Consider the following 13,753-nt stretch of genomic DNA (forward strand, 5'->3'; position numbering starts at 1 on the left):
CGGTGCATGATCTTGACGACGACCCCAGCACTCGACCCGGGGGCGCCGTCGCCCGGCACCGGGTCCGATTTCGCCGAACTTTCCCGGCTGGTGAAGCACGCCGGTCTGCTGGGACGCAGAAGGCGTTACTATACTTGGAAAATCGGCCTCAACCTGCTCGCCTTCGCTGGCGGATGGGTGGCCTTCGCGTTCCTCGGGAACTCATGGTGGCAGCTGTTCCTCGCCGCGTTCTTCGCCATGATGTTCACCCAGCTGTCGTTCATCGGCCACGACGCCGGGCACAAGCAGATCTTCCGCGGCCGCCGCGCCAACGACGCGACCGGCATGGTCCACGGCAGCCTCGTCGGGCTCAGCTACGGCTGGTGGATCGGCACGCACAACCGGCACCACGCCAATCCCAACCACGAGGACGAGGACCCGGACGTCAACATCGCCGCGCTGGCGTTCACCAGGGCGCAGGGCGGCGAGCGACGCGGTTTCCTGCGCTGGGTGGCGAAATACCAGGCCATCCTGTTCTTCCCGCTGCTGTTGCTCGAAGGCCTCAACCTGCACGTGTCGAGCGTCGTCGCGGTGTGGCGGCGGGACGTCAAGCGACACAAGCTCGAAGCGGCGCTCCTGCTCGGCCACCTGGCCGCATATCTGACCGCGGTGTTCGTCGTGTTGTCCCCGGGAACCGGCTTCGTGTTCATCGCGGTGCACCAATGCCTTTGGGGCCTGTACATGGGTTGTTCGTTCGCGCCCAACCACAAGGGCATGCCGACACTGTCCGCCGGGCACCGGCTCGACTTCCTGCGCAAGCAGGTGCTCACCTCGCGCGACATCCGAGGCGGTCCGGTGGTCGACTTCGCACTGGGTGGGCTGAACTACCAGATCGAACACCATCTCTTCCCCAGCATGGCCCGGCCGAACCTGCGGCGCGCGCAGGTGATCGTGCGAGAGTTCTGCGCGCGGCACGGGATCGAGTACGCCCAGTGCGGCTGGTTGCGTTCCTACGGTTTCGTCCTGCGGCATCTGCATTCCGTCGGCGCACCACTGCGTACGCCCACCCACGTCAGATCGTGAAGGAGCACACCACCCCCTGATGTCGCGAATGCTCCATTGGAGACAGTGAACGTCCTCAATAGAGCATTCGCGACATCGAGCCCGCTCTCAGACCATCACGCCACGCGCTCGGCGTCGGCGGGCAACGTCATCGGCAGGCCGAAGGACGGGAACACGGCGGGGACGAAGTTGACGACCTCGGCAACCTTGCCGTCCATAATGGACAGCACGTCCAACGCGAAGGCGTGGAACTCCCGGTCTTCCGACGGCCACCGGATGTAGCTCGCGACGGCGGGCTGCCCGTTCGCCGAAGTAAGGCGCATGGCGAAGTCGAGCGCGTTGGCGCCCCGCAGCGCGGGTGCCCACCCCTCCAGCACCTCGGCGAGTCCGCCGTACCAGGTCGGGTCCGGCCCCATCCAACCGCCGGCGCCCGCCTGGTGGCTGCACCGGACGTCCTCACGCAGCAACTCGGCGAGCGCGTCCTCGTCACACTCCACCACCGCCGTCATGTAGCGCCGCACGAGGGCGCGCTCGTCGGCACTAGCGGCAGGGCGCCACTCCGCGCGGCACGCGGGCAGGTGTTCCTTCAGCTCGGCGCGGCCACGCTGCAGTGCGGAGTTGACCGACGCGGGCGTCGTCTCCAGCAGCGACGCGGCCTCCTTGGCCGACCAGCCGAGCACGTCACGCAGGATCAGCACCGCACGTGTCCGCACGGGCAGGTGCTGGATGGCGGCGAGGAACGCCAGCTCGATCGTCTCGCGCGCGACCGCGACCGCGTCCGGTTCCCCGTCCTTGTCGGCCACCGATTCCAGCAGGTGGTCCGGGTAGGGCTGCAACCACGGGACGGCGACGGCAGGCCGCGGCGCGAGGTCGGAATCCTCGGTGACGGGCAGGTCGAGCGTCGGCAGCTTGCGCGTGGTCGCGTCGAGGAAATCGAGGCACGCGTTGGTGGCGATCCGGTACAGCCAGGCCCGGAAACTCGCCTTGGCCTGGTACGTCTCGCGCTTGCGCCACGCCCGCAGGAACGTCTCCTGCACCTGGTCCTCGGCCTCGTCGTACGAACCCAGCATCCGGTAGCAGTGCACCCGCAGCTCCCGCCGGTGCCGCTCGACCAAGCTGCTGAACGCCGCTTCGTCCCCGGCCTTCGCCGCCGCCACGACGGCACTGTCCTCAGTCATGGAGATCCCTCCGCCCAGCTGTGTGTTCACCATGCCCGGTGTGACGGTGAACGGCAGGAAAACTCAGCACCGCGCAGGTCAGCGGGGGTGTGGCGGAAGTTACTCGCACGTTAAGGACGCGTCAGCGACTGGCTTCGGAGTGTCAGGAGGGTGTCGACGGCGGCGGCATCGCGGTGGATCACGGCGTTGGCTGAGCACGTGTCCGATACGACCCACGCACGGAGGTAACCGTGACGCTCAGCGAGCTCCTGCCCAGCCTCGGCTGTGAGGCCGCCGACCACCTCGAACCGGGTCTTTGGCCGCGGAGCACCTGTCTCGGTGAGAACGGCGAGCTGCTCTTCGCCGGTGCACCGGTGAGCCACCTCGCCGCCAAGTTCGGTACCCCGGCGTTCCTGATCGACGAGGCCCAGATCCGCGCCACCGCGCGGGCCTACCGCCGTGCGCTGCCCGAGGCCGAGGTCGCCTACGCGAGCAAGGCGCTGTGCATCCGCTCGGTGCTGCGCTGGGTCGCCGAGGAGGGCCTCTCCCTCGACACCTGCTCGGCCGGTGAAATCGCCGCGGCCCGGTCGATCGGCTTCCCCGCCGAGCGCATCCTGTTGCACGGCAACGCGAAGACCCCGGAAGACCTCAAGGCCGCGCTGGCCTACGGCGTCCGTCGCATCGTCGTCGACTCGCTCGACGAGATCGAGGCGCTCGGCGCGCTCGCCCACGGTGCCCAGCAGGTCATGATCCGCGTGACACCCGGCGTTTCGGGTGACACCCACGCGAAGATCACCACCGGCACCGAGGGCCAGAAGTTCGGTTTCTCGCTGCGCGAAGACGTTCACGACAACGTCGACCGCGCGGTCGCGGCGGTGCTGGCCCAGCCCGGTCTGCGGCTCGTCGGCCTGCACTGCCACATCGGCTCGCAAGTGTCCCGTGTGGACAGGTACGAGGAAGCCGCGCGGAAGATGGTCGACGTGCTGGTGCGCATCCGCGACAGCCACGGCGTCACGCTGCGGGAACTGGACCTCGGCGGCGGCCACGCCGTCCCGTATCTCACCGGTGACCCCGACTTCGATCTCCAGGGCTATGCCCGGCGGCTGCGGATCGCGCTCGGCTACGAATGCTCGCGGCACGACTTTCCCTTGCCCCGCTTGACGATCGAGCCCGGACGCGCGATCGTCGGCCCGGCCGGGATCACGGTGTACCGGGTGTGCGCGGTCAAGCGCGGCAGCCGGACGTTCGTCGCCGTCGACGGCGGCATGAGCGACAACGCGCGCCCTGCCTTGTACGGCGCCAAATACACCGCGCGGCTCGTCGGCAGGCACACCCGCGCCGCGCGGCAGCCGGTGACCGTCGTGGGGCGGCACTGCGAATCGGGCGACATCCTCGCCGACGACGTCTGCCTGCCCGCCGATGTCCGGCCGGGCGACCTGCTTGCCGTGCCGTGCACCGGTGCGTACCACCACTCGCTGGCGTCGAACTACAACCTCATCGGCCGCCCGCCCGTCGTCGGCGTCCGCGACGGTATGGCCACGCTGCTCGTCCGCCGGGAAACCGAGGAGGATCTGCTGCGCCGCGACGTCGGCTGAGCCTTACCGCAGCACCGTTTCGATCCGGGCGGCCAGGTCCAGCACCGCGCCCGCGCTGAGCGTCCATCCCGTCGAACGCGCCCGGTGCAGGGTACGCACGAGCAGGACCGCCCCCTGGGTGAGCGGTTCGAGGGCCAGCAGCCGCTCGACTTTCCAGCTGTGGCTGGGATCGGGCCCGGCGACGGTGGGCGTCAACGCGGCGGCCGCTTGCAGCAACGTGGGATCCGCGTTCAGCATGCCCGCGGTCACGACGTCACCTTCGAACGACGAGCCACCCAGCGCGACCCGGGCGGGCAGCGGGACGTCCAGCGGAACGGCGTACAGCAGCGTGCCCAGCCCCATGCTGCGGCGGATCACCGAACCGCCGCTCATGATCGCGGCACGGAGCTCGAACGGCCGGGGTGCCTGGGCGTCGACGTACACGAAACAGTGCGTCGGCGCCGGCATCCCGCTGAACCGTTCGCGCGGCGGCAACAGGCTCCCGGCGGGAACTCCGATGCTGTCGGCCGGAAGTGTCATGGCGGACGGCGGTCCGGCGAGGCCGAGTTCGCTTCCGAGCACACGGGCGATGTCGGCGGTCACGTTCGCCGGATCGCCACGCCTGCCGGTCCAAACGGCTGCGGGCATGGTGATCCTCAGGCGATTCCGGCGGCTTCGTGCTGCACACGCGCCGCTTCGTCCGGCTGCCCTGCGGCGGCCAGCAGTTCACCGAGCCGCCGCAACGCGGCCTGCAGTTCGGCCTGGAACCGTCCCGGCCGCACCCGGGTGAGCTCACGCCACTGGTCCGCCGCGGACCTGGCGTGCGTCAGCGCCTCCTCCGCGCGGCCCTGGGTAGCCAGCTGATCGCGGCTCTGGTCATGCCACTGGGCCTGACGCAGCAACGTCTGCGAGCGATCTTCGACCGGCGCCGACGCGGCCGCCTCGGCCCTCGCGACCTTCCGCTTGCGGACCGCGACACTGAGCGCGCTCACCCCGGCGAGCAGCGCGCCCACGACCACCGCGGACACCAGCGCGTGCGGCAGATCGCTGCTCGCGCCATAGGGGACGGCCAGGTGCGTGACTGTGGAAGTAATCATGCCGGGGACGCTAATCACGGCAGATGAGTTTTCGATGACGCGCCGATGATCGCCTGGGCCCTTGCCCGGCGTGACATCGGAGAAAGCTCTGTCTCCCTCGCCGACGGCACCAGGCGCGCCGTCCGCCCGGTTCATGGACCCTCCTGGTCGCGGGTGTGAAGCGGCCCCGGACCGTAACGGGCGGCCGGACTACAGCGAAAGATGTCCGACGAGGGTACGCAGAACGCACACCGCGACACGCGCGCGGATAACGTGACGATAAGGTCTCCCGCTTTGTCGGTGCGACTGGATACGCTGCGCGCTTAAGAAAACACATGCCGAAACAAAGGGAGGGACGGCATGGGTGAAGAAGTACGCACGCGGAACGACGATCAGCGCGCCCAGCGAGGACTGGACAGCACCGACCGGACGTTGATCTCGCTGCTCCAGCACGACGGACGCGCCTCGTTCACCGCGCTCGCCAAGGCGGTGGGCCTGTCCGAGGGCGCGGTACGCCAGCGGGTGCAGCGGTTGCTGCGCGAGGACATGATGCAGATCGTCGCCATCACCTCGCCCGCCAACGTCGATCTCGATCGGCAGGCGATGGTCGGGATCACCGTCAGCGGCGATCCCCGCGACGTCGCGGACAGGCTTTCCTCGCTGCCCCACGTGCACTCCGTCGTGCTGTGCGCGGGCAGCTTCGACCTGCTGGCCGAGCTGACCTGCCGGGACGACGAACACCTGCTGCAGGTGCTCGGTGCGGACATCCGCTCGATCCCGGAAGTGACCGGTACCGAACTGTTCGTGTACCTCAAGCGCGCCAAGCAGGATTACACCTGGGGCCACCTGACGAACTAGCCCGTGTCGTCCCATCCAGGTACGCGAACCGGCTCCCCAGGTACACGTGTCGTCCGGCTGAGTACGCGAGCCGACCGTCCGGATCCGGAACCGGTGCGCCGGGGCAGCCCCTGGCGCACCGGTTCCGATCATCGGAACAGTGCCTCGGTCACAGAAACCGCCGATGCCCCGCGGCCACCGGCTTCTTCTGCCGTGCCAAGCCGTTCAGCACGTCCGGCAGAGCACCGGTGTGCAGCACACCGAGCCGCTGCGTCGCCCGGGTGAGCGCGACGTAGAGTTCGGCCGCGCCGCGCGGCCCCTCCGCGAGAATGCGGTCCGGTTCGACGACGAGGACGGCGTCGAACTCCAGCCCCTTGACCGCCGAAGGCGCCCGCACGCCGGAAATGTCCGGTGGCCCGATCACCGCGAACGTGCCTTCTCCCGGTGTTTCCGCACGCACGAACTCCTCGACCGCGGCGGCGAGGCCGTCCGCGCCGACCTGCCGCGCCCATGGCCGCACCCCGGCCGCCCGCACCGAATCCGGCGGCCGCACGCCGGGCGCGAACTCGGCGAGCAGGGCCGCCGCCACGGCCATGATCTCCGACGGCGTGCGGTAGTTCACCGTCAGCGCGCGGTAGACCCACCGATCCGCGACGTAGCGGGAAAGCATCGCGCCCCACGACGTCGCGCCCGCCGCCGACCGGCGCTGCGCCAGGTCGCCGACGATCGTGAACGACCGGCTCGGGCAGCGCCGCATCAGCACCCGCCAGTCCATTTCGGACAGTTCCTGCGCCTCGTCGACGACGACGTGCCCGTAGGTCCACTCCCGGTCCTCGACGGCGCGTTCGGCGAGATCGCGGGTGTCCCGTTCGATCTGCCGCTCAGCCAGTTCCGCCGCGTCGGTGAGGTCGGTGATGATGAGCCCGACCTCGTCGTCGATGATCTCGTCCCGCTCCATCGCCACCGCGTCCAGCACGCCCTGCGCGTACTCCTCCGCGTCCCGCCGCTCCTGCGCGGCGACGGCTTCGGCCACGGAACGATCCTCGCCGAGGAGCTCGATCGCCTCGTCGAGCAGGGGAACGTCGGACACCGTCCACGCCGCTCCTCGCGCGCGGAACAGCGCCGGGTCGCCCCCTGCCGCCGCGATCCGTTCGGCCGAACCGAAGAGATCCGCCAGCAGCCGCCGCGGCGTCAGCACCGGCCACAGCCGGTCGAGCTCGGCCATCAGCCGATCGTGTGCCTCGAGTTCGAGCCGGGTGTGGGCGAGCAGGTCCTCTCGCACCGCGGTGAGTCCCCCCGTCCCCTGCGCGTCCCGGTCCAGTTCGCGCAGCATTTCGGCGGGGATCGACGCGAGGAGCGCCGGATCGTCGGAGCCGAGCCAGCCCGCGCCGATCCGGTCCACGGCCCGTTCGGCCAGGTCCCGGAGTACCCACTCGCGGAACACCGCCCTGGCCTCGTTGTGCCGCAGCCCGCTCGCGCGTGCCTTCTCCCGAGCCGCCTCGGCGACCCCGGCGTCGAACTCGATCGTGATGTCGCTGAGTCCGATTTCGAGCGGCTCGGCGGGCAATCCCTGCCGATCCGCCACCGCGGCGGCGAGGACGTCGAGCATCTCCAGCGATCCCTTGATCCGCTGCACCTCCGGATCGCGTTCCTCGGCGACGACCCGCAGGCCCGGCAGGAGATCACCGGGCGTCGCGAAGACGACGTCCGTCTCGCCGAGCGACGGCAGCACCCTGCCGATGTAGTCGAGGAACCCCGTACTCGGCCCCACGACAAGGACGCCGCGCCGGGACAGCCGCTCGCGCTTGGCGTACAACAGATACGCGACGCGGTGCAGCGCGACGGCCGTCTTCCCGGTGCCCGGCCCGCCTTCGATCACCGTCACCCCCGCGTGCTCCAGCCGGATGATCTCGTCCTGCTCGGCCTGGATCGTCGCGACGATGTCCCGCATTCCCTCGCCGCGCGGCGCGGTGACCGCCGCCATCAGTGCCGCGTCACCCCGCCCGGTGCCCTCGCCGGCGGCCCCGAGCATCTCCTCGGTGAAATCGAGGATTTTCCTGCCCCGCGTGCGGAACTGCCGTCGCGACGCCATTCCATCCGGCGACACCGGCGTCGCGCAGTAGAATGCTTTCGCGGCGGGCGCACGCCAATCCATGAGCAGTGGTTCGTAGTCGTTTTCCTCGTCGAACAGCCCGATCCGCCCGATGTAGCTCCGTTCGCCCGAAAGGGCGTCCAAGCGGCCGAAGCACAACCCGTTGTCGGCGATGTTCAGCCGGCCGAGCTCGCGCGCGTGGACCGCGGTGAAGCCGTCCCGTTCGGCAAGGGAGGAAGCACCTTGGGCCTTGACCGCGTCGCCGAACATGGCAGCCGCCCGCGCCCGCTCGGCGTCGAGCCGTCCGTAGAGGAAATCGACGTGGGCTCGCTCGGCCCGCAATTCCTCGTCATACCCCTGATTTGACAAGTTCCCCTCACAACCGCTATAGTAAGCTTATCGGTCGGCGAAGTGCGAAGATTCCTTTCACGAGGTGAGCACACGCCGACTTTTCATTGTCCACACCTTGTCAAGTACCAGGCACAAAGAGGGCGCCCCGGCCACCCGGAGCGCCTTCTTTTTTCGTGCTCAGTCCAGCAGGAATTCCCGCACCCGCAGCGGCCGGTCCACCACCCGGACCTCGCCGAGCAGGCCGTAGAAACTCTGCCCCACCACCCCGTCATAGGCGGAGGCGCCGACGAGCCAGCTGCCACCTGGGTTCGCGATACCGATCGCGGGCGTCTCGGGGTTACGCAGCACCGCGCAGCCGTCGACGTACACCGTCGTCCGGCGGCCGTCGTTGACCACGGCGACATGCCACCACTTCGCGAGCGGCAGCTCGTGCCCCCAGTTCGTCGAGATCGCGTTCTGGTTCAGCGGGAAGGCCGCCCACTGGAACGCCGCACCGTCCGAAAGGGACAGTGTGGCCGCCGGCTCCTTCGGGTCGTCACCGGTCTTCCCCGCCTGCCCGCCCGAACCCACTCGGCCGAAGAGCCCGCTCCACGCGTGATCGCCGTTCCGGAAGTCCTCGGGCAGCCAGACGAACGCCTCGATGGTGTAACCACGCTGGAAGGTCGCGGTGTTCATCGGCGCGGTGCCGACCGTGCGCAGGTAGGCGCCACGCCCCGGCTTCCGCCCGCCGTCGAAGCGCAGGCTCGCCCGTGACGGCTGCCGCGGCGAGAACCGGGCGGAGTACGTCAACGCGCTTGCGCCACTGCCCGGCACCGTCGCCCTGACCAGGTCGTTGCCCTGCCCCGACAGGTCACGCACCGGTGTGCCCTCGGGCACCGGCTGTCCGTCCCCGCCACCCTCGAACCGCCAGTACGCGACGGTGCCCGGCACGAGTTCCTGACGCGGCGGGCGGGCCGGCGGCACCGGGATCGGGGCGAACCCGGCGAAGCGCTCGACGAAGTCGATCTCCATGCTGAAGTAGTCGACCGCCCCGGTGCGCTCGACCTCCAGGCGCTCCAGCTCGGTGAGCCGGTCGGCCCGGTCCGCCAGCCACGGCGAGAACGTGCGGACGTCGATCACGCCACGCGCCAGGTCGAACTGGTACAGCCGGATCATCGCGCTGCCGCCGTAGTAGCGGTCCTGGTAGTTGGTGAGGTGCAGATGCACGTCGTGCCCGGCGACGTTCTTCTTGACCGTGCGTCCCGGCGGCCAGTAGTGACCGTTGAGGCTGAGGAAGATCTGATCGTTGCCGGAGATCAGCTCGTCCCACACCCGCTGCCCGAACTCCGACAGGTGCGCAGCGCCGCTCCCGTCGGAGTCCACCAGCTCGTGGATCGTCAGGATCGCCGGAGCGTGCGGATGCTGCTTCAGCACGTCTCGCGCCCAGGCCAGCCCACCGGCCGACGGCCGCCAGTCCAGCGCGAGCAACAGCCACTCCCGTCCAGCGGCGCGGAACACGTGGTAGCTGTTGTAACCATCCTTTGTGGACCCGCGATACGCCGGTGACCGGCGGAACCGCTGCGGCCCGAACGCGTCGAGGTACGGCGTGCGACCGCGCTGATCGTCGGTCGAGGAATTCACGTCATGGTTGCCCGCCAACGTGCTGTACGGGAACCGGCGGCGGTCGAGGATCTCGAAGGCCCGGCTGATCTTCGCGAACTCATCCGGCTGTCCGTGCTCGGTGAGGTCCCCGAGATGCGCAAGGAAGACAACGTTGTCATCCGTGTCGAGCACCCAGCGGAGCGCCGCCTCGACCGGTGCGGCGTCGCCACGGTCGGTGTCGAACAGGTACTGCGTGTCGGGCATGACGGCCACCGTGAAGCGGAGGCTCTCCGCGTCGCGGCGGCCGGATCGCGGAGCGGCGTCGGCGGCCGGGGCGCCGAGAACGCTGGGCAGTGAGGAAACGGCGGCGCCCGCGCCGAGCACCCCGGCGCCGCGCAGGAAGGTCCGGCGGGAGGAATCTGTCACCAGCGGAAAGGTACGGACCACGCGCGGTCGAGCGCCGTCCATCCCGGCAACGGGGGCCGAACTCCGGATGAACAGCGGTACGGTCGACGGGTGGGGGATGAACCGGATACCGCCGGGACGCTCCGGCCGCGGCGACGGAAACTCCGCTGGTGGGCGCTCGCCGGTGGCGTCGTCGCCGTGGTCGCGACCGTCTGGTGGGCAATCGACGAACTGCCGGTGGACGACGCGGTGGCGCGCGAAACGTTGCCGATCATCGACGCCCACCTGAGACAGGGCTGGCAAGGCATGGTCGCTCACGATGCGGCCGCCCCCGGCACGCACTGGGTCTGCACCGAACGGGTCATCGAAACGCGGCAGGAGGGCGACCGGCTGCGCATCGGACTGGTGGCCTCCTGCGACAAGCTCAGCAGAATCGGCGACGAACTGGTGATCGGCTCCGGATATCGGAGACAGCCCATGGTCTACGTACTCGATCGTTCGAACGGCGCCTTACACATCTCGAATATCGAACTCGCCCAGGACGGCGCCGGGCTGCAGCGCTCGGTCGAGCGGATGTTCACCTGGCTGGACGCGCGCAAGGTTCTCGCGGGCTGGGAACCGGAAGATCCGGCATCGGTCGCTCCCGCGGCGTTCGGGCTGCCGCCGGGCACCGCCGTCCGGAACCAGTGGTACGGATCCCGGTAAAGACCGTACATTCTTCAGAAATGCCTCATCCGATCGAGTGATGACCATGGTGTGGCCCCGCGGCTGATGGCTAAAGAGGGGGCATGCGAATCCTCCCTGTTGCCCTTTCCGCCGTGTTGCTGACCGCCGCGGCAGGCGTCGCCGGCGCCTCCGACGCCGTCCCGGCGAAAGGTGGCCATGGCCATCACTTCCGGGCACACGGCACCTTCGCCCCCTACACCCCCGGCGCGACCGCCGTGACCTACCAGCCCGACCTCGTCCCCGTCGGCGCGAAAGCCACCGTTTACGGATTCACCAAGTCGAGGACGAAGACCGCGCTGGTCGTCAAGGGCCTGGTGCCCAACCGGGAGTACGGCTCCCACGCGCACTCCAAGCCCTGCGGCGCGGCACCCGCCGACTCCGGGCCGCACCACCAGCACGTCCCGGACCCGGTGCAGCCCTCGGTCGACCCGGAGTACGCCAACCCGGAGAACGAGATCTGGCTCGACTTCACCACCGACGAGGACGGCATCGCCTACGTCATGTCCACAGTGGACTGGGGATTCACGGGTGACAAACGCGCCCACTCGGTCATCATCCACGAAACCCACACCCACACCGAACCCGGGAAGGCCGGTACCGCCGGTGCGCGGCTGGCGTGCCTGAACGTCGACTTCTAGAACCTCCGCCTAGAACCCCCAAGACCGTTCGGGCACGATCCGGATCCGCACCGAATACGACGCGTCGAACGCGGCGGCGTTCTCGAAGCCGATCCTGGCGTAGGTCGACTCGTACTTGTCGAGGTAGCCGGGCGCCTCGGACGCCTTGGCCTCGTCCACCTCGGCTCGGCCGTTGACGACGAGGATGCCGCCGCCACCGCTGTCACTGTTGAGGTGGAAGCTCACCTCCGGGTTGGCCGCGATGTGCCGCAGCTTCGCCGTGTCCGGCTGGCTGAACACCAGGATGTCGTCGCCGTCGAGGACGAACCACACCGGGCGTGGTGCGGGCCGCCCCTTCGGCGTCACCGTGGTCAGCCAGCCGATCGGCTCGGCCGCGCGCTCGGCCAGCCGTGGGTCGGGTTGGTAGGTCATGCCGTTACCCCCTGGTCTCGGTGTCTTCCAGAGCCAACCACACACCACCGACAGTTTCTTCCCGATGACAGAGTCTTCCCGGCAGCAGAGTCTCGGTCACGACTCCCGGACGACGCGGGCGTACCGCACCCCGGCGACCAGCAACGCCAGGCCCGCGCCGAGGAACGCCGCCACCCTGGCCATCCCGTCCAGTGCCGCGAGGTCGAACAGCACCAGCTTCAGCACCGCGGCGCCGACCAGCACCAGCCCGATCACCCGCAACGCGACGACGTTGATCCCGCGCACCAGCAGGACGAGCGCGGCCACCGTCCACGACACCGTGATCAGCACGTGGCCGGTGAGGAACCCGGTGCGGCCGGGCAGCGCCAGCAGCGTCGCGCACAGCACCACCCCGGCGGCACCGTAGAGCGCGACGACTCCGGCGAGCAGCCACGGCGGCAGGTTCGCGGCGGGCGCGCGGAGCACTTCGAGACGGAAAGCCGTCCACGGCAAGAGAATCGAGACCGCGAGCAGCAGCACCGCCACGACGAGCGCGCCGACGAGTTCGCCGGTCGTCCGGGTGCGGAACAGCATGAGCAACGCGGGCGAGTAATCGTGGACGATCCCGACCAGCCCGCCGACGACGGCGAAGCCGGCCGACGCGGCCATCGCGAACCGGTTGCGGCTCCAGCGCGCGAGGAAGACGAGCAACAAAGCCTCGCCGAGCAGCGCAGCGGCGCGTGCGGCCCCGTCGAACTGCGTCATCGTCGCCTGCATGAGCGCGATCAGCCCGGCCATGCCCGCGAGGTCGCCGACGTACCCCGGCCACCAGCGGCGTGCGGCCCAGATTCCCAGCAACGCCAAGGCGATCCCGCCCGACACGATGACGGCGCCGGTCTTCGGCAGCAGTAGCGCCGCGATCAGCGCCGGAGCCGCCGACGTCGCGAGCATGGCCAGCGATCCCGGGTCGTTTTCCTTGCGCTGCAACACGATCAGCGCCAGCACGAGGCCGACCGCCGCGACGCCGAGCGCGGCGCCGGTGTTCGTCCACGAGCCCGGCGAGCCGATCAGCGCGGTGCTCACCACCGAGGCGATGATGGGCGGGAACGCGGCGGACATGGTCAGCGACGGCCACTCGCGCCGCAGCTGCACCGGTGCCGTCGAGGCCTGGACGACCAGCAGGAACAACACCAGTTCGGGGGTGAACCCGCGGGTGATCATCGGCGCGCACACCGCGCAGCCGAGCACGACGGCCGTCGCCAGCAGTGCCGAATTCCACCGCACGGCAACGAGAATCCCGCCGACCGTGACGAGCAGCCCGAGCGCGAGCCCGGCGATCGACGGCAGGAAGTCGTACAGCACCGTGGCCGCGATGGCGTCGAGGTAGAGCGTCGCGATCCCAGTGCCGACGAGCGCGAACGCCCCGGTGCGGCCGACCGGCTTGCGGTGCAGCCACAGCCCGGTCCCGACGAGGGCGAGGCCGAACGCGCCACCGGCGAGCACGCGCGGCAGCGGCCCGAGCCAGCCGCGCTGGACGGCCAGCACGAGCAGCAGCACGATGCCGAGCAGGGTCACCGCGCCGCCGACCCAGGCGACGATCTTGCTGCCCGCGCCCTGTTTGCCGAGCGTCTCCATGAACGTCGGCCGTGGCACGGGCCGGTACGCGGGCTGTGGCGGCGTGGGCTGCGGGGGCCAGTACATCGGGGGCGGTGGCATCGGGGGTGTCGCCGCGACCGGCGGCGGGGCGGGCGCCTGGTGCGGAGCGGGCTCTTCCGTCCGGGTGGCCTGGAAGGCTCGTAGTTCGGCACCGACCGCTGCCAGCCGGCGCCCCAGGTCGTCGATCTCCCCGGCGAGGCCGAGGATTCTGTCGCGATCGGTGGTCATG

The 13,753-nt window shown here is 69.8% G+C and carries 12 protein-coding genes; 5 read left to right on the forward strand and 7 right to left on the reverse strand.

All coding sequences use genetic code 11. The annotated features are described in order from the left end of the window. Positions 1–6: 6 nt before the first annotated feature. The gene (locus tag ACFW0G_RS20575; protein ID WP_378326937.1) at positions 7–1,062 is read left to right on the forward strand and encodes a fatty acid desaturase family protein; all 1,056 of its coding nucleotides are present in this window, start codon (positions 7–9) and stop codon (positions 1,060–1,062) included. A 95-nt stretch (positions 1,063–1,157) separates the two neighbouring features. On the opposite strand, the gene ACFW0G_RS20580 is transcribed toward ACFW0G_RS20575, so the two are convergent. Continuing rightward, positions 1,158–2,219 carry an RNA polymerase subunit sigma-70 gene (locus tag ACFW0G_RS20580; protein ID WP_378326938.1) on the reverse strand — a complete coding sequence of 354 codons (1,062 nt, stop codon included), beginning with the start codon at positions 2,217–2,219 and terminating at the stop codon, positions 1,158–1,160. A gap of 230 nt (positions 2,220–2,449) precedes the next feature. On the opposite strand from ACFW0G_RS20580, the gene lysA reads away from it, so the two are divergent. Continuing rightward, a complete protein-coding gene (gene lysA, locus ACFW0G_RS20585) occupies positions 2,450–3,793 on the forward strand; it encodes a diaminopimelate decarboxylase (protein ID WP_378326939.1) in 1,344 nt (447 codons plus the stop codon). Between the two features lie 3 nt (positions 3,794–3,796). On the opposite strand, the gene ACFW0G_RS20590 is transcribed toward lysA, so the two are convergent. Continuing rightward, positions 3,797–4,420 (reverse strand): hypothetical protein, encoded by a 624-nt coding sequence (locus ACFW0G_RS20590; protein ID WP_378326940.1) that lies wholly within the window; start codon positions 4,418–4,420, stop codon positions 3,797–3,799. An 8-nt stretch (positions 4,421–4,428) separates the two neighbouring features. Then, entirely contained in the window at positions 4,429–4,869 is a 441-nt protein-coding gene (locus ACFW0G_RS20595; RefSeq protein ID WP_378326941.1) for a hypothetical protein, read from the reverse strand. 339 nt (positions 4,870–5,208) lie between these two features. Here ACFW0G_RS20595 and ACFW0G_RS20600 point away from each other — a divergent pair, with 339 nt between their 5' ends. Continuing rightward, positions 5,209–5,706 carry an Lrp/AsnC family transcriptional regulator gene (locus tag ACFW0G_RS20600; protein WP_378326942.1) on the forward strand — a complete coding sequence of 166 codons (498 nt, stop codon included), beginning with the start codon at positions 5,209–5,211 and terminating at the stop codon, positions 5,704–5,706. Between the two features lie 148 nt (positions 5,707–5,854). Here ACFW0G_RS20600 and helD read toward each other — a convergent pair whose 3' ends face one another. Both helD and ACFW0G_RS20610 read right to left on the reverse strand, forming a co-directional pair. Then, the gene (gene helD, locus ACFW0G_RS20605) at positions 5,855–8,146 is read right to left on the reverse strand and encodes an RNA polymerase recycling motor HelD (RefSeq protein WP_378326943.1); all 2,292 of its coding nucleotides are present in this window, start codon (positions 8,144–8,146) and stop codon (positions 5,855–5,857) included. Between the two features lie 159 nt (positions 8,147–8,305). Beyond that, the gene (locus ACFW0G_RS20610; protein ID WP_378326944.1) at positions 8,306–10,135 is read right to left on the reverse strand and encodes a LamG-like jellyroll fold domain-containing protein; all 1,830 of its coding nucleotides are present in this window, start codon (positions 10,133–10,135) and stop codon (positions 8,306–8,308) included. A 90-nt stretch (positions 10,136–10,225) separates the two neighbouring features. Between ACFW0G_RS20610 and ACFW0G_RS20615 the strand changes: the two genes are divergently transcribed. Both ACFW0G_RS20615 and ACFW0G_RS20620 read left to right on the forward strand, forming a co-directional pair. Then, the gene (locus tag ACFW0G_RS20615) at positions 10,226–10,819 is read left to right on the forward strand and encodes a hypothetical protein (RefSeq protein ID WP_378326945.1); all 594 of its coding nucleotides are present in this window, start codon (positions 10,226–10,228) and stop codon (positions 10,817–10,819) included. Positions 10,820–10,902: 83 nt separating this feature from the next. Then, a complete protein-coding gene (locus ACFW0G_RS20620) occupies positions 10,903–11,478 on the forward strand; it encodes a superoxide dismutase (protein WP_378326946.1) in 576 nt (191 codons plus the stop codon). Between the two features lie 9 nt (positions 11,479–11,487). Here the strand turns inward: ACFW0G_RS20620 and ACFW0G_RS20625 are convergent, their stop codons facing one another. Then, positions 11,488–11,889, reverse strand: coding sequence for a TIGR03667 family PPOX class F420-dependent oxidoreductase (locus ACFW0G_RS20625; RefSeq protein WP_378326947.1), 402 nt, complete (start codon positions 11,887–11,889; stop codon positions 11,488–11,490). A gap of 96 nt (positions 11,890–11,985) precedes the next feature. Beyond that, entirely contained in the window at positions 11,986–13,752 is a 1,767-nt protein-coding gene (locus tag ACFW0G_RS20630; protein WP_378326948.1) for a DUF2339 domain-containing protein, read from the reverse strand. Position 13,753: the final 1 nt, after the last annotated feature.

The organism is Amycolatopsis sp. NPDC058986, from assembly GCF_042741125.1.
Classification (GTDB): domain Bacteria; phylum Actinomycetota; class Actinomycetes; order Mycobacteriales; family Pseudonocardiaceae; genus Amycolatopsis.